The sequence below is a fragment of the Dietzia sp. KRD202 genome, assembly GCF_017168155.1.
Classification (GTDB): Bacteria; Actinomycetota; Actinomycetes; order Mycobacteriales; family Mycobacteriaceae; genus Dietzia; species Dietzia kunjamensis.
Genome location: NZ_JABFAN010000018.1, coordinates 314,126 through 328,830 on the forward strand (window position 1 = coordinate 314,126; position 14,705 = coordinate 328,830).

The window sequence follows — 14,705 nt, forward strand, 5'->3', positions numbered from 1 at the left end:
GGATCAGGGGGTGGCCGGGGTGGGCAGGTCCCAGCCCTCGAGGAACTTGCGCTTGCAGGACCAGCCCTGCGCCGTGAGGTAGCCCTTGATCGTGATGGGGTACCCGATCAGCGAGCCCTTCGTGTACGTCTGGCCGCCCCGCTCGGAAATGCCGCCGTTGGGGATCTCGATGCGGCGCCGGTACGGGTCGTCGATGACGTCGATCCCGAAGAACACGCGGTGCTTCTTCGGGATGTTGCCGTCGACGAACTCGATCGAGCCGTCCGCGTTGCGGGTCATGTCCGCTTCCTGCTTGCGGAAGTACAGCGCGATAGTGTCGTACGACGTGGTCCACAGGGTGGTCTCCCACGTGATCAGCACGCTGGTGATGTCCTCGCGGACCTCTGCCGTGGCCTGCCACGGGGTGAAGCCCTCGGAGGACTCGTCGACCGACTCGGTGATCCCCTCGTCGGAGATCCAGCCCAGGTCGATGAACTCCGGGGCCCACTCGGCCATCCCGTCGGGGGCGATCGTGCCCAGGGGTGCGTACATCAGCTGTCCGGTCACGCCCATGCGGACCAGTTCGTCGTCGTAGTTGTCGCCAATCGGGGTGCTCATAGCGTTCCTTCCTGAAATGCGTGAAGCCCCCGAGGACTCGGGGGCTTCGTCGGTGGTGGGTCCCGCTACGAGCGGGCGAGGAAACTCACGGCCGCGCCGTAGCGGCGGACGTTCTCGTTCCTGTCGGGGCGGGGTGTCAGGGCCGGGCGACGGCTAATCGTCGCGGCGCGCGAGGCCAGCGGCACCGCCAGTCGCGCTCGCACGGCCTGGCCCACGTCCCGGGCCGTGACCTTCTTGGCCGCGTAGACGTCGACGTCGGCGTCCAGGCGGTCGAGGGACAGCCGCCCGTCCCACGACTGGAGCTCCTGGGTAGCCGGCAGCGCGGTCACCTGAATGAACGGGAGCGGACTGTCCGGGCGCATCTCGGGGCCCACCCCGGCCGCCCCCAGCTCATCGAGGACCGGCTTGAGGTGGGCGACGAGCTCGGACTCGATGTCGACGTCAGCCATGGCCTACCGCTTCCGGGGAGCCTTCGCGGCCGGCTGCGCAGAGTCGGCCGCGGCGACCGCGTCGTCCAGGGCCGCCCCATCAGCGTCAGTGTCGGCGGCGGTCTGCGGGCGATCGGTCGGGGCGGCCTCGTCGCCGTCCTTGCTCTTGGCCTTCTCCAGCGATGCAGCGCGCGTGTGCATCGACGGCCTGGCCGGCGGCACGTCCTTCTCGCTGACGTACTGCGCCTGCCCGGTGCGGACCGCGGCACGCGCCTCACGCGGCCGCAGTTCCTCGGTCGTGCCGACTTTGCTCGGGTCCGAGTGGGCCGCCCACTTGACCTTGATCGTCTCTTCCTTCGTTGCCATGGTCATGCCTCTCTGATTGCGCGCCCCAGGGCGCGGATTCTGGGGGTCGACTCCGAGCCGTACTCCTCGATGGGGGAGTCCGACACGATGTTCACGTAAGCGCGGCCACCGGGCCGGATGCCCGACTTGACCGTGATGCGAGCCTTGCCGCCCTCGGCGTTGGTGATCGCCTGCGCGCGGGCCGCCTTCGCCCGCGCCACCTTCATCAGGTGGGCGCGGACCTGCCGGTTGCGGTTGATCTGGTCGAACATCTTCTTCGACATCGCCATCAGCCAGACACCCTCTCGAGCATCGCCTCGACGTGATGGACACCGTTCGGCTTCATCGGATGGGGGAACCGCAGGATGTCGCCGATGACCGCGAACACGAGCCCCGAGGGGATGCGGATCCGGTCGATCGGCCGCAGCGGCAGATCCTTGCCGGGTGGCGAGATGAGTTGCCACCCGGTGACGACCTGCGGCCGCTCCGCCGGCCCCTCGGACGAGCTGAGCGGCTGCACCGACACCATGAAGTCGACCGGCACCGGCTCCGGTTCGGACCAGTCCAGGACGTCCGTCCCGAACTCGTCCTCCTCGACAGTCGGCCGCAGGATCGTGATCGTCGTCGTGAACCCCGGCCTCATCCGACCTCATCTCCAAAGTGCCACGACGGGGAGAGCGCACTAGGCGCCCCGAACATGGCCAGATGCCAGTCCAGGAGCCGCAGCGCGCCCGCCGTGGCGACGAGCGTGCCCGAGCCCGCGAGGGCCCCGTTACGCCACGAGTAGGACTGGTGGCCCCGGTACTCGCCCGGGGCGAGCGCCTCGGCCACCATGTCGACCACGACGATCTTCGCGAGACCCATCTGCTCGGGGTCCGCACGGTCGACCGTCACGAACTGGTCCAGCAGCCGCGATGCCGCCGTGATCAACGAGCCGGCCCGGTGGGTGTCCACATCCGAGAACGGGCGCTCCACCTCGAACTCAACGTCGTGGGTCTCGGCGTACATGCGCGGCTCCTTCCTGTGCCAGCCTCCGGCGCACCACTACGAGGTGATGCGCCGGAGGGGCGCCCGGGGTCACCCGTACAGGGCGATCAGATCGGCGCGAGTGGCGTCGGCCGCCTCGTCGGGGTCGTGCCCCTGGGCGACGGCGTACTCGCGCCAGGCGGCCACTGGGCCGGTCTTGGCCGGCTTCTCGACCGTCTCCTGAGTGGAGTCGTCCGGGTTCTGGTCGCCGGTCTCGTCGTCCGGGTTCTGGTCCCCCTGGCCGTCGCCGTTGTCGCCGCCTCCGTCGCCGTTGCCCTCGTCGGTCTTGGGCTTCTCCGGGGGCGGCTTCTGCTCGGTCTTGGTCGACTTCGCAGCCGCGCGCTTGATCGGCTCGACGGCCCCGATGCGCAGGAGCCGGGCCTCGTCCGCCCCGCTGATCTCGACGGTGGCCCCCTTGCGGTGCCGGACGAACCGGAACTGCTCGGTGGGCTTGGAGAGCACCTGGTCCCACTGGTCAGCGAGGAGCTTGTACTTCGCCATCGGATCAGGCCCCCTGCACGCCGGTGATCCAGCACGCGGCGAGCGGCTGGTCGACGCCCTTGACCCTCTTGCGGGAGGTGTCCGAGCGCCACGACTCGGTCGGACCGCCGTTGGGTCCGCCGCCCTCGGGGTACATGTTCGTGGACTGCAGCACGCGGGTGTCGGAGTAGAACCCGACCGTGCGGCGCTCGACGACCAGGACCCGGTCCAGCGGCCACGAGCGCGACTGCAGCGCAGCCATGCCCATGATCTGGTTGGGGAGCTTTCCGGTGTAGCGGATGTCCTCGGCGGCGAGGGTGTCCTTGTACACGTCGATGAACTTGTCGTTGTCCATCAGGACCGGGGTGATCGAGGCCGGCAGCACGACGGTGTCGGCCACGAACCCCATGGTGTCGTCGCCGTCGGTGTCGCCGGACAGGGACGCCGAGCCGATCTTTTCCATCGCCGCGGCGATGTCGTGACGCGGGTTTCCGGCACCGTCGGTCCACGCCGCCGACGCGGGGATCTCGGGGATCGCCGAGTTCGACAGCAGGTGACGCAGCGCCCGGTCGTCGTTGCGGATGAACGTGTTGACGAGCTGCGTGATCTGCATCTGCGCCAGATCGAGCCGCCCCTCGTCGATCATCTCCTTCGACACGCGGATGCCGCGCGCGATCTTCTGCGAGACCGCGATCTTGGGCAGGCCGATCGCGCCGGCGGTCACCGGGATCTCGGCGAACTCGGCGACCGGCTCCGGGCCCTCCTCGAGGTACAGCGGCGTGGACTCGTTGTAGGAGACCAGGCCGTTGACGTTGGGGCCCGCGTCGCGCAGCAGCGACTCGGAGAGGAACTGGTTGGCGAGCAGTTCGATGATCTTCGTCGGGACCAGCTTGGGGTTCCCGACGAGATCGTTGATCGTGATGCGGGGACCGTCGTTGACGCTCACCACTCCTGTGGGTGCCATGATGGCGATTCCTTTCTGGGGGTCAGAGGGTCCGGACGAGCCCGGACTGATCGGCCGCCGTGACACCAGCGGGTTCGGTGACGTAGCCGAGGATCCGGCCGGTGGGGGACGCGCCGGCGGGCTTGACCTTGCCGTCGCCGGCGGAGACCACCGCCTCGCCGAACGCGGCGGCCGCGGAGAACACGCACCGCACTTCGATGCCGCCGTAGGCCACGGCCGTGTACTCGGGAACCGAGACGGCCGAGACGAGCGGGTTGCCGAACGCGTCAGCGCTCGAGGCGGAGCTCGGCGGTGCGGCATCGCCAATCGACACACCGAGGACGGTGCCCGAGTCGGCAGCGGCGACGCCGACCTTGCCGCCGGTGCGCGCCTCGACGACCTGTCCGCCGCGGACGGTCTCGGTGACGTGGAAGGTCTTGGGGCCGTGCTTGGTGACCATGGGGATCGCGGACATCAGAAGCTCCAGTTCTTGAAGAGGTCGGACTCGGTGACGTCGGCGGAGGCGCCGACCTCGTCGCCGTTGTGGCCGATCTCAGCGACCGGCACCATGTTGTCGGGCAGGGACGCCAGCACGTCGGCCATGCCGGCGTCGTGCTCGATGACCGAGCACCAGTGGTCCTTGCGCGAGGGCGGGATCTTCCCGGCGCGAATGGCGGCATCGACCTTGCCTTCGCGGTCTTGGAGCTCGAGCTTCTTCTGCGCGGCGGCACCCGCCGCGGCCTGAGCCTTGATGCTCTCCAGCGTGGAGGCGTCGACCATGGTGAGACCCTTCTTTTCGGCTGCTGCGCGGATCTGCTCGACCCCCAGAGCGGCGGCGGAGACCGGCGCGGCGTCTTCGCCCTCGCCGGCGGCCGCCGCGGTGGAGGTGTCCACGAGCGCGGTGAGCGCCTCGAGGACATCCTGAGCGGTTGCTCCTTCTCCCAGGCTGAGCAGGCTGAGCAGCTCCGCGGCCTGGGTGTCGTCGAATTCCATCGACGTTCCTTCCTCTTCGGTATCACCGACCGCGGCGGTCGGAGCTTCGGGGCGGGACTCCTCACGGGAGGCCCACGCAATGGCGGGGGTCCGGCCGGACGCTGCGACGTACTCGCGCTTGACCAGCTCGGCTTCCCCCCACGTGATGCCGGTGTCGGCAGCGGTGAACGGGACCCGGTACAGGTCCCCGGTCTCGTCGTCGACCGCGATGACTTCGCCCGGGTCGACGTAGATCTCTTCGATCCACCACCAGTTATCGGCGGCGGGTCCCTCGTAGAAGCTGCGCCGCACGTCCTCCACCGACTGCGACGCGGCGACCTTGATCGCCTGTGGCATGGGGGTTCCTTCCCTCGTGACCGGCATGGTGAACTCCGCCCCGGTCGGATCGGCGGATTCTGCGGCGGACACCCCGTACAGGGCCGCGATGTCCTGGAGACTGCCGAGCGTGCCGACGCCCGGCGCCGTCACTCCCAGCAGGGCTACGGCGGTCAGGACGAACGGGTGCTCGCGTCCGGTCTGATCGGTGAACCCGTACTGGCCCTCGATGGACCGGTCGGGGAACGCGGACGCCAGGACCGTGGCCAGCCACTCGGGGACGCCCTTGTAGTCGCCGACGAGAGTCGAACCGTCATCGGAGACCCGCATGTTGTCGACCCACCCGACCGCAGGTTCACCGTCGAACCGCGAGTCACTGTGGCCCAGCTTGAGCACCGGCCGGCGGATCGCCGGGGAGTCGAGCGCGGACACCGCGGCGTACAGGTCGTCGGAGGTGACCGTCCACATCCCTGTCGAGATCGGCCACGTGCCGACCTTGATGAGCTCGACGTTCGGGATCGTCTTGAGCACCGGCCTCGGTGGCACCACCACCTCAACCATCGCCGTCACCTCCGCCCGTCTCGCTCGCCCCGGGCCGAGAGCCCGGGTCGGGTGCGCCGAGCGCCCGGCGCAGCCACACCTCGAGGTCGTCGTCGACCGTGATCGCGCCCGAGTCGATGAGCGTGCGGACCGCCTGAGCGACCGCCATGTCGGTAGAGCCGATCGTGTCGAACGTCAGCGTCGGGGCGAGCACGTCGGTGCCGAACTGCCAGTCGACGAGATCGTCGATCACGTGCTGGTTGGTCGTGTCGGCGACCATCTGGGCGATCGCGTTCAGCGACGTGATGAACAGGTCCGCTTGCGTGGAGGCCAGCGCATACGAGCCGCCCTTGCCGTCGAGGTTCAGGAAGTGCGCGAGCGCGGTGCGGGCGATCTGCGCGTCGTGGTACTCGATGACGGTCCGCGCCGGGACCAGCATGCCGTTCACGCCCTTGAGGTCCAGCTTGGCACCGAACGGCAGGCCCGCTCCGGCGGAGTCGCCGGCGCGGTACTCGTTGGCCATCTTGCGGCCCTTTGCGATGTCTTCAGAGCTCGCCCCGTCGGGTGCGGTGTAGACCGGCACACCGACACCGTTGCGTCGCACCGAGATCGCCTCGATGCGCAGTAGCTGGTCCTTGAGGAGCCAGTGTTTGTAGGCGCCCCGTAGGAGCGAGGTGCCAGCCCAGTCCGCTCCCTCCCTCTCGTTGACGTACGCGACCAGGCGGTCGACCGGGATGAACCGTCGGCCGCCGTCGCGGGCCTTGACGGTCCGGCCCGCGGGGGATGCCTGCTCGATGCCGACCAGGCCGCCGTCGTCGGCGACCTTGATATCGGTCAGCGTGGAGGGCATCCGGGGGGCCAGCTTGCGCAGCTCGACGTCACCGGTGACGGGGTCCACGGTGACGACCTGCTCGAAGAACATGTGTCCCAGCGGCAGTGACAGCAGGGCGAGCCGGAGGTGCTCGGTCCAGGAGAACCGCGACTTCCGGCGCCGGGGGGCCGGGTTGTCGCCCGTGGTGAGCGGTAGCCCGAGCTGCTCGGCGACGTACGCGGCCACCTCGGGTTCGGCGTCGCCCGGGTCGATCCGCCACTTCGTGGACCGGATCGGCAGCGTGACGGCCTTGAGTACCGAGATCGTCTGAGCATCCGCTCGGCGCATCCGGTTGAACACCGTGACCGACTGGGGCCACCGCAGCTCGGGGACTTCCTCGATGTCGGCATCGATGGACCAGTAGCTTCCCGGGCCCGTCAGCATCGGCGACTGGGCCGACACGACGTACCCGACCTCGCCCACGGGCGCGGCAGCGGGCGCGGCGGCCTTCACATTCTCGGTCATCAGCGCCCCCTTCCTCGTCTAGAAATTCGCGGTCATGAAGTCGATCCCCTCGCCCGGCCCCGACGGCGAGTCCGCCGACGTCGGGACGTGCTCGGGTGCCGGCGGTGGCGCATCGGCCGCGACGTCGAACTTGTCCAAGCCCCAGGCCGCGTTCGTCAGCACGATCAGCGGCGAGATGTCGTCGTTCTTCAGTCGCTCCCATGCCGCCCCGCCGGACTGCCCCACGTCGCGCAGCTGCGCGTGTTCCAGCAGCGGCGCAACGCGCGGGTCGCCATCGTGGGTGAGCGTCTGGTTGTCGACCGCCTGGAGGAACCCGTTGGTCGCCTCGGAGAGCTGACCGGACTTGACGAATTCCGGCTCGATCTCCAGATCGGTGAGCGGCTTGGTCAGCAGGTCCTTGGCGATGCTCTTGTCATCGAGCACGACCGCGACCGGATCGTTGGCCGCGACGGCCGCCGCGACCTTCGCCGCGATCTCGGTGGGCGAGCCCGGGCCGCGGTAGCCGATCTGCACGTGCTTGCCGGTCGCGGTGCGTACCGCCGCACCGATAGTCCACCGCCGCGACTTGCGCATCGCCGGGTCGCGGATCGGTTCGCACTCCACCGCCAGGCACGACGCGCCGGTCGCGACCGCGTTGAGGTCTCTGAGGTCGCCCCAGGCGTCAGGGTCGATCACCGGGGGCATCTCCTCCGGCCCGTCGGTGGGCCAGTCGCCGAGCCCCATGTACTCGCAGCCGAACGACTTCCGGCCGGCCTCGGTCTTGCGGAACGTGCGCCACTCCGCGCCGAGCTTGGCCTCGGTCTGGATCACCCCATACGACGGATTCCCGACTCTCCACGACTCGGGGTCGTCCATGGCCGAACCTTCCGGCGACCGCCACTCCGCGTAAAAAAGCCCCTCTTCGCGTTCCTGCCCTCGAGCGCGCACCGACGCCAACTGCATCCCGTTCGGGTGCTGGTCGACGTTCACCGCGCTCGAGGTGTAGATCTTCTGCGGATCCTTCGCCGCCATCTGCGTAGGAGACAGCGCCGCGAGGTCTGCGAGGTCCAGGTCGTACGCCTCGTCGTAGATCGTGAGGTCCACGACGTCGAGACCACGTCCAGCGTTCGGCGATCGGGTGGTGAACACGACCTGCGCGCCGGTGGTGAGGACGATCGTGCCGCGCCCCTGCGAGCAGGTGTGCGACTCGTGAAAGGCCATGAGGTCCGGCTGTGACCGGACCAGGTTCCACGTGCGCTTCCATAGCGACTTCGCGGTCTCCCACTGCTGCGCCGAGAAGATGATGTTCTCCCCGAGCACGAACATCCGGTAGATCACCAGCAGCGACAGGATCAGCGACTTGCCGTTCTGCCGAGGGACGATCAGGCAGCACTCCGGATGCGTCCAGGTCCCGTCCGGGTCCTTGGACATGATGTGCTCGATCGACCAGTTCTGCCACGGCATCGGGCGGACCTTCATCCGCCGCGCAAGCTTGACGACCTTCTCACCATGCGCCGAGTCGCCGACCGTGAACGACTGCGCCCACGGCGTCTGCCGGCCGGTGAGTTTCGGCCACTCCGCCGCGATGATCTCCGCGAAGATCTCGTCGACGTCCTCAGAGGTCGTCGAGGAGACCGCCGAGCTTCCCAGAGAAGGTGCCTCCATCACGCCTCCTCCGGATCTCCGCGAGCGTCTGCCTGAACACCGTCGTGAGCTGACGTGCTTCCTGCATCACCGAGTCGACCCGGATCTCGAGCACCTTGCCGCTGCGCCCCTCGGTCAGCTGCGCCCACAAGTCGGTGTCGCCGCGCAGGATCGCGTCGAGCTGGTCGAGGCGATCCTTCGTCCGGCCGGCCTCCTCGATCAGCGCCACCAGGTCCGCCGGGTCGTCGTCCTCGGCCAGCGCCGCGCGCAGTCGATCGCCGCCCGACCGTTCGTCGGAGGCCTGGTCCTCGTCGGCCACCGCCGCCACCTCCTGCACGTGAGTTTCGAGCCCGGCAAAAACTCCTGACTGGCACCGGCGCAGGGAGTCAGGAGGGCGGGGGTCCGGATATTTTCGGGGCGGCAGCGTCAGAGGTGCATAAGAGACAGGTCCAGGACGTGGGCCCGGGGCTCCGGTGGGCCGGTCAGCTCGACCATGACCACCGCGGGAGCGGTCGAAGTCGGAGGCCAGAACCCGGTGCGCGCTGGGCGGAGCTCGTCTTTCGATCCATCCCCACGCTGCCGATTGCAGGTCGAGTGCATCAGCCGATCAGCCTTGCGGCCGCCGCGGCTGCGGGCCTCCGAGTGGTCGCCCTCCAGGGTCTTGCCATCGAAGTTGCGAGCTGGATCCTTGAACATCGGACGCTCACACCACCAGCACGCGGTTCCTTCCACGTGACGACGACGCAGGCTCTCGACGTCCTGCTGATGCCTCCACCCGAGACCGCGCTCGGTCGTCGAGCCTGACATCAGGTGAGCCGGTCGAGGATCTGCGCCTTCGCGAGGTCCAGCATCCCGAGCATCGTCGTCGCGGCCAGGTCGTCGTCCGCCTCGACGAGGACGTACTCGGTGCCGCCGTCGGTCGAGAGGGTGATCGTCAAGGCTGCGAGATGCAGCCCGTCGGGTGCCGCGTCCATGAAGGCCTCCCGGTGGTTGTACCCGGCCGTGCGCCACGCGGGGGATGCGCGCCCTCGCTGATGCGGGGCCAGTTGGGAGATGCGCGCGGGCGACTACGGCCGGGAGATTGGGTCCACGCTCGATGCCGCGGCGTGGGCTCACGGGTTCCACACGCCGACCACAGGGCGGGAACGACGAAGCGCGGCGGTCCTGTGGACCCACCGCGCTCGCAAGGCGAAGCCTATCACGTCGTGTTGGACAAGCCGGTCACATCTTTCGTTTCGCGTGTCGCACGTGATCAAGCACCTCGCTCACCGCGTACATGCGGCAGCGGGGCGGCCCGTACACCGCCACCTTCCCTCGCTGGCCCCACTTGCGGATCTGCTCGGCCGTCGGCTGGTGCTGTCCTTCGGTGTACTCGTCGACCAGCTGCGCGCACATCTCGGCCGACACCTGCGCAGTCGCGAGGCCCTGGGCACGCTCGGCAGTGGAGTACTCATCCAGGCGCCGCGCCGGCGGCGGGGTGGTGATCCCGAGGATCGTGGCGGCCCACGTGCCAATCTCGTCCGCGCAATCCTGGCCCCATGGCTGCTGGGCGATCCGGTGGGCATGGACCCGGAGATGAAGTGCGAGCGACCGGTCGTCGTCGTGGTCGGGGAGATGCACGCCGGTGTTGTCGCGCAGGTTCTCCGCCCACAACTTCAGGCAGGTGTGGATCTCGAGAGAGGCGGACAGGGCGGTCAGGTTGAGGGGCGGCCGGGAGTCGGGCACCCGCGGGTTGCGGGCAGACCTGCCACCGGGCGGGCTGGTCTCCCGGCGAGCGATGCGCAGCAGCTCGGCGGACGAGTCGGCGATGATCTTGCAGTCGGTCGCCAGCGTGCGCACGGTGTGCCGGTCGAGGAACGTCTCGGTCACGAAGTCTCCTGGGATGCGGGGTCGGACGGGTCGAGCAGGAGCAGCGGCATCAGCCCGCCTCGCTCTCGGTCTTGCACTTGCGGCAGGGCTCCGGCAGACCATGGCGATCACAGTCCGAGCCCTCCACCAACAGCGGAGGCCCGGCATGGCCGTAGTAGGGAGATCCCCACCTGCCAGCCACCTCCACCTCCGGACAGGCCCCAGCAGAGGGCACACCTTCACCAGCAGTCGCAGGACGACCACCACCACGACCACGCCGCCGCCGCTTCCTAGAACCGGACGGCTTACCCGAACCCTGGCCCTCGCCCTGGCCCTTCCCCACACCCCTACCCACTCCCTGCCCTGACCCTGCCCGGCCCGGGTGCGCGCGCGTCGCGCGTACGGGGACACAATCTGCTTCGGGTTCTGGGTGGGTTACCCGATGGGTTTGCGATCGGGTCGGTGGCGGGTCGGCTGGTCGGTCGGTGTCGGGTACGCGCGGCCCTGGTGCGTCCTGCGGTCCCTTGTCGACGGTGCCGGGCGTCCCGGTCACAGCGGCCTCGTGTGGCGATCCCTGGGGTTCTGCGGCGCGGTGCGGCGACCGGGTGTGGTCTGCGGCGCGGTGCGGCGATCCGGCGGGGTCAGCGGTCACATGGGGGCGTCGTGCCGGGCCTGCTGCCGGCGGCGTCTGGTCGGGTCCAGCGGAGGACGGGCGAGTGGGGCCTGCGGGCGTGCCCGGCGTACGGCCGGCGCTATGGGCAGGGGGCGGGGCCAGGGTCATCCCGGCTTGGGCGGGGGTGCGTTGTCCCTTGCGGCGGTTGCAGTCCCCGCATGCGAGGACGACGTTCTCCGGGCCGGCGGCCTTGGTGGGGTCGACGTGGTCGAGGTGCGCCTTCTTGGCTCCGCGGTGGTCGTACTTCTTGAGTTCGCATCCGCAGTACCGGCATGCCGCGACCGTCGGATCGGACGGGTCGAGGCAGTCGCGCGCCCACACCTGGGCATGCAGCTTGGAGTCCTTGAGTTCGCGCCGTTTGCGGCGGGTGGTCTTCACCTGGTCGGCCCGGTCGTAGCCGAGGTCCCACCAGTCGTGGAAGATCCAGCCCTTCTCCGGCGGCTGTTCGCAGCGTGGGCAGTCGTGGCCGGGCTCGTGCCACAGGCCAACCCCGACGAGGATGCCGGCGAGCTCGATCGCCAGTCCAGCGTCCGGCAGGAGCCGGGCGATCTGGGAGCGAGTCACCATTCCGTCGGACAGGGTTGCTTGGCAGTCGGCGCCGGCCATGGTCCACAGGAATCCGGCGGCGGGGCCGCGGAGGTCACCGTCCAGAACGGAGTCGGCCAGGTCCCGGTGCTTCTGGGAGTTGGGGAGCTGGTCGTCGATCTGGAAGAACACGGGTGGCCTCTCGGGTCGGGGTACGCAGGACAGGACAGGGGTCGGTGGGTGGTGAGCGAGGGAGCGGGCGGCGGGTCATGCGGGCTCCCTCGGTGTGGCCTTGCCGTGGCGCTCGTCGTGGTCCAGGCGCAGGCAGACGTGGGGCCGGTCGGAGCGCATCACGCACGGATCTGGGTCCGGGTACGGGCGGACGGTCTGGCGCTCGTCATTCGTCATCGCGGGGCGCCTTGCGCGTGTTGACGCAATCCGTGAACCCGGCCACGAACACGGCTATGCCGAGAACGACCAGCGCCGCGTACCAGCCGAGGTTGGAGGCAGCGAAGAACGCGGCCACCAGGTACGTGCCCAGGACGGTCTTGACGAGGATGTCGCCGCGCCGCTTCTGAGCGGCGGTCGGAGCGCGTTGATCACTCATCGCCCGTCACCTCTTCCCAGCTCTGAGTGGGGATGGGGCGGCGGTACAACGGCGCGTTGGGACGGGCAGCCTTCAGCGTCTCGGCGAGCATCGCGTTCCGGGTCACGTACATAATCCCGGGCACTCCAGCCTCGGCGTCGAAACCGAACTCGTACTCGGTCTCACTCATCTTGGAACTCTTTCCATCCGTGAATGGGGCAGGCGGCTTCCACCCACCAGGGCAGGTCGATTTGTGGCGGGCAGGGGCAACCCCGGGCGCGGGCCTCTTTGGATCCGGGCGGCGGGATCATCGCTGTCCGAACTCGTAGCCGCAGCTGGTGCAGGTGCGGATGACGTCGAACGGTCGCTCGTCCCAGCGGTCGTAGATGTCGGGGTCGACCCACTCGCGGACCACGCCGCCGCCGAACCTGAGCGCCTGGTGCACGGTGCCGTCGGACGGCTGGACGATCCGCGGCGCGGCGGGGTTCGGTACGCGCATCGGGTGCACGTCGCAGGCGTGGCAGTGGGGGCACATGGCGCCGGCGGTGAACGGGCCCCCGTCACGCTGACGATCCGGCGCGGTCACGACTGGCCCCAGGTGCTCGGGACAATCTGGGCCAGTCCCCGGATCGGGCCGGACTCTGGCCGGTGCCACTCGCAGAACAACGGGTTGCCTCCGGCGTCGCAGTGGGGGCACACCACATCGCCGCCCGGCATCGTCATCGGGGCAAGTGGCTCCATGCCGGTCACCGCGTGGCCCCTTGCATCGTTGCGGGCGTGTGGCCGCTCCACGTCCCCTCGCCCTCGTACTCGGCGTCGACCGGGTAGGTGCCGGGGCCGTGCTCGCGGTAGATGTCGTCAACCCAGTCGACCGAGTCGGTGTCACGGAGGCCGCAGTGAGCCGAGCGGGTCATCCATTCGCACTCGATGTACCGGTGTTCCTCGCCGTGGTAGGTCACCTCGTCGTGTAGGCAAGCATCCGCCCGTGCGGAGAGCTTCGCCTTCTCCCATTCGGAGCACTTCTCGCACGGGTACCAGACCACACACGCCGGATCTTCTTCCAGGTGTTCGGTGACCCACTCGATGTCGTCGGGGCACTCGGGGTCGGGGACGGTGATGGTTACGCGGTGGGTGCTCACTTGCACTCGACCCCCTCGGGGAGGATCCACCCGGATCGGACGAGACGTTCCAGCACGCCGCGCATCTGCTCACTGACCAACTCGTCGCCGTAGACGGCGTCAGCCAGCGCGTCAACCCGCTCCTCGACCGGGTCCACGTCCTGCTCAGCCTCGACGCGGATCGCCTCGCAGGCAGCGTCCACGGCGTCGCCCACTTCGACCAGCTCCGAGCTGTCGATCCAGCGTTGCAGGATGGGCCGGGACCGGATCGCCTTCTCCACGTCGACGCGTGTCACAGCGGGGGCTGCACGGTTGATGGCGGTGACGCGCCAGTTTTCGCACTCCTGCTCCGCCAGAGTGGCGCGGGCGACCGCCTCGTCACGCTCACGACGCATCCGGTTTCGGACCTCAATCGACTTCGAGACGTGCTCCTTCTGCCCCTCGATCAGGGACCGCAACTCGTCACACCTTCGCTCGGCAGCGTCGCGGGCCGCGTAGGCCGCAGTCATCTCCGCTCCGGCGGCCTCGGCGTCGAGACGTGCCTCCATCCCTGACTTCGGGTGGTGGGCGTTCAGGTGGTCGACCAATGCGACGGCCAAGTCCTCGAATCCGGCCTCCACTCCGGCGCTCGGGCCGTCGAGGAAGGTCTGGTGCAGCCACCTCATCTCCGGTAGGTCGTCGCGAGTCCACGGGCCGCCGGTCGGGGCCGGGACGAGGGGCACAAGGTTGCGGACCTTGTCGTCTGCCATCCAGAACGAGCCGTAGGCGACGTCGATCAGCCACGTGTTGCCGTCGCGGGCGTCGGGGGAGCGGCGGCGCCCGGAATCGAACCGAATCCACTCGGTGTCGGCGAAGTTGCGGCACTCCCCGGTGTAAACGGTGGTGCGGTCGCAGTCAACGGGGTCGATGGGGGCATCGCCGACATAGCCGGTGACGGTGATCCCGTGAACGGGCCCGCCCTCCAGGATCGGGGTCCGCTCCGGGGCGAGGGCAGCGGCGAGCTTCGTGCGCTGCTCTGCGGTGAGTCGGGCCCAGATCGACGCGATCCCCTCGGGGTGGACGACGGTGATGCCGAGCTGGCCGACCTCGATGGTTGCCGCGTTTTCGGCGGTGATCTTCGTGCTCATGGTCGGAGGACCCTTCCGGTCTGGTAGTTCCACGTGCGATTGAGGTGGTCGCGCTCCCGGTCCACGGCCTGTTGTTTGCGGCGGAGGGCGCGGGAGGCGCGGAGCAACCGGACGGCGCCCACGACCAGGAGCGCTGCTGCGGTGAGGAGTGAGCCGATTACCACTGGGCACCTCCGCGGGCGAGGCGTCGCATGGTGGCCCA

At 69.2% G+C, this 14,705-nt stretch carries 24 protein-coding genes; all 24 read right to left on the minus strand.

Features of this window, described 5'->3' with window-relative positions:
- Positions 1-3 precede the first annotated feature (3 nt).
- On the minus strand, positions 4-597 hold the full coding sequence (locus J1M64_RS15365) for a hypothetical protein (protein WP_069388561.1): 594 nt from the start codon (positions 595-597) through the stop codon (positions 4-6).
- A gap of 65 nt (positions 598-662) precedes the next feature.
- Complete coding sequence (locus J1M64_RS15370) at positions 663-1,046, minus strand: hypothetical protein (RefSeq protein WP_182657805.1); 384 nt, start codon at positions 1,044-1,046, stop codon at positions 663-665.
- A gap of 3 nt (positions 1,047-1,049) precedes the next feature.
- Positions 1,050-1,391: a hypothetical protein gene (locus tag J1M64_RS15375; protein WP_069388563.1), complete on the minus strand. Its 342-nt coding sequence runs from the start codon at positions 1,389-1,391 to the stop codon at positions 1,050-1,052.
- A 2-nt stretch (positions 1,392-1,393) separates the two neighbouring features.
- A complete protein-coding gene (locus tag J1M64_RS15380; protein ID WP_069388564.1) occupies positions 1,394-1,660 on the minus strand; it encodes a hypothetical protein in 267 nt (88 codons plus the stop codon).
- The gene (locus tag J1M64_RS15385; protein WP_069388565.1) at positions 1,660-2,013 is read right to left on the minus strand and encodes a hypothetical protein; all 354 of its coding nucleotides are present in this window, start codon (positions 2,011-2,013) and stop codon (positions 1,660-1,662) included. Before J1M64_RS15385 ends, J1M64_RS15380 begins: the two co-directional genes overlap by 1 nt.
- Positions 2,010-2,378 carry a hypothetical protein gene (locus J1M64_RS15390; protein WP_069388566.1) on the minus strand — a complete coding sequence of 123 codons (369 nt, stop codon included), beginning with the start codon at positions 2,376-2,378 and terminating at the stop codon, positions 2,010-2,012. The genes J1M64_RS15385 and J1M64_RS15390 overlap by 4 nt, the downstream gene beginning before the upstream one ends.
- 69 nt (positions 2,379-2,447) lie before the next feature.
- The gene (locus J1M64_RS15395; protein ID WP_206474673.1) at positions 2,448-2,897 is read right to left on the minus strand and encodes a hypothetical protein; all 450 of its coding nucleotides are present in this window, start codon (positions 2,895-2,897) and stop codon (positions 2,448-2,450) included.
- Between the two features lie 4 nt (positions 2,898-2,901).
- The gene (locus tag J1M64_RS15400) at positions 2,902-3,840 is read right to left on the minus strand and encodes a hypothetical protein (protein ID WP_069388568.1); all 939 of its coding nucleotides are present in this window, start codon (positions 3,838-3,840) and stop codon (positions 2,902-2,904) included.
- A 22-nt stretch (positions 3,841-3,862) separates the two neighbouring features.
- A complete protein-coding gene (locus tag J1M64_RS15405; RefSeq protein ID WP_206474674.1) occupies positions 3,863-4,294 on the minus strand; it encodes a hypothetical protein in 432 nt (143 codons plus the stop codon).
- Positions 4,294-5,688: a phage protease gene (locus tag J1M64_RS15410; protein WP_206474676.1), complete on the minus strand. Its 1,395-nt coding sequence runs from the start codon at positions 5,686-5,688 to the stop codon at positions 4,294-4,296. Before J1M64_RS15410 ends, J1M64_RS15405 begins: the two co-directional genes overlap by 1 nt.
- Positions 5,681-7,003, minus strand: coding sequence for a hypothetical protein (locus J1M64_RS15415; RefSeq protein WP_206474678.1), 1,323 nt, complete (start codon positions 7,001-7,003; stop codon positions 5,681-5,683). The genes J1M64_RS15410 and J1M64_RS15415 overlap by 8 nt, the downstream gene beginning before the upstream one ends.
- An 18-nt stretch (positions 7,004-7,021) precedes the next feature.
- On the minus strand, positions 7,022-8,647 hold the full coding sequence (locus J1M64_RS15420) for a hypothetical protein (RefSeq protein WP_206474681.1): 1,626 nt from the start codon (positions 8,645-8,647) through the stop codon (positions 7,022-7,024).
- Positions 8,598-8,945: a hypothetical protein gene (locus J1M64_RS15425; protein ID WP_307872457.1), complete on the minus strand. Its 348-nt coding sequence runs from the start codon at positions 8,943-8,945 to the stop codon at positions 8,598-8,600. The genes J1M64_RS15420 and J1M64_RS15425 overlap by 50 nt, the downstream gene beginning before the upstream one ends.
- A 107-nt stretch (positions 8,946-9,052) precedes the next feature.
- On the minus strand, positions 9,053-9,433 hold the full coding sequence (locus J1M64_RS15430; RefSeq protein ID WP_206474683.1) for a hypothetical protein: 381 nt from the start codon (positions 9,431-9,433) through the stop codon (positions 9,053-9,055).
- Positions 9,433-9,600 carry a hypothetical protein gene (locus J1M64_RS15435; protein ID WP_156776000.1) on the minus strand — a complete coding sequence of 56 codons (168 nt, stop codon included), beginning with the start codon at positions 9,598-9,600 and terminating at the stop codon, positions 9,433-9,435. Before J1M64_RS15435 ends, J1M64_RS15430 begins: the two co-directional genes overlap by 1 nt.
- 247 nt (positions 9,601-9,847) lie before the next feature.
- The gene (locus J1M64_RS15440) at positions 9,848-10,495 is read right to left on the minus strand and encodes a hypothetical protein (protein ID WP_206474685.1); all 648 of its coding nucleotides are present in this window, start codon (positions 10,493-10,495) and stop codon (positions 9,848-9,850) included.
- Between the two features lie 49 nt (positions 10,496-10,544).
- Positions 10,545-11,864, minus strand: coding sequence for an HNH endonuclease (locus J1M64_RS15445; protein WP_206474687.1), 1,320 nt, complete (start codon positions 11,862-11,864; stop codon positions 10,545-10,547).
- Between the two features lie 75 nt (positions 11,865-11,939).
- Positions 11,940-12,080, minus strand: coding sequence for a hypothetical protein (locus tag J1M64_RS15450; protein ID WP_206474689.1), 141 nt, complete (start codon positions 12,078-12,080; stop codon positions 11,940-11,942).
- A complete protein-coding gene (locus tag J1M64_RS15455; protein ID WP_206474691.1) occupies positions 12,070-12,279 on the minus strand; it encodes a hypothetical protein in 210 nt (69 codons plus the stop codon). Before J1M64_RS15455 ends, J1M64_RS15450 begins: the two co-directional genes overlap by 11 nt.
- Positions 12,272-12,448, minus strand: coding sequence for a hypothetical protein (locus J1M64_RS15460; RefSeq protein WP_206474693.1), 177 nt, complete (start codon positions 12,446-12,448; stop codon positions 12,272-12,274). Before J1M64_RS15460 ends, J1M64_RS15455 begins: the two co-directional genes overlap by 8 nt.
- Positions 12,449-12,565: 117 nt before the next feature.
- The gene (locus tag J1M64_RS15465) at positions 12,566-12,844 is read right to left on the minus strand and encodes a hypothetical protein (RefSeq protein WP_206474695.1); all 279 of its coding nucleotides are present in this window, start codon (positions 12,842-12,844) and stop codon (positions 12,566-12,568) included.
- 160 nt (positions 12,845-13,004) lie between these two features.
- Complete coding sequence (locus tag J1M64_RS15470) at positions 13,005-13,397, minus strand: hypothetical protein (RefSeq protein ID WP_206474698.1); 393 nt, start codon at positions 13,395-13,397, stop codon at positions 13,005-13,007.
- Positions 13,394-14,503, minus strand: coding sequence for a hypothetical protein (locus J1M64_RS15475; RefSeq protein ID WP_206474700.1), 1,110 nt, complete (start codon positions 14,501-14,503; stop codon positions 13,394-13,396). Before J1M64_RS15475 ends, J1M64_RS15470 begins: the two co-directional genes overlap by 4 nt.
- Positions 14,500-14,667, minus strand: a complete 168-nt coding sequence (locus J1M64_RS15480; protein WP_206474702.1) for a hypothetical protein — start codon at positions 14,665-14,667, stop codon at positions 14,500-14,502. The genes J1M64_RS15475 and J1M64_RS15480 overlap by 4 nt, the downstream gene beginning before the upstream one ends.
- Between the last annotated feature and the right edge of the window lie 38 nt (positions 14,668-14,705).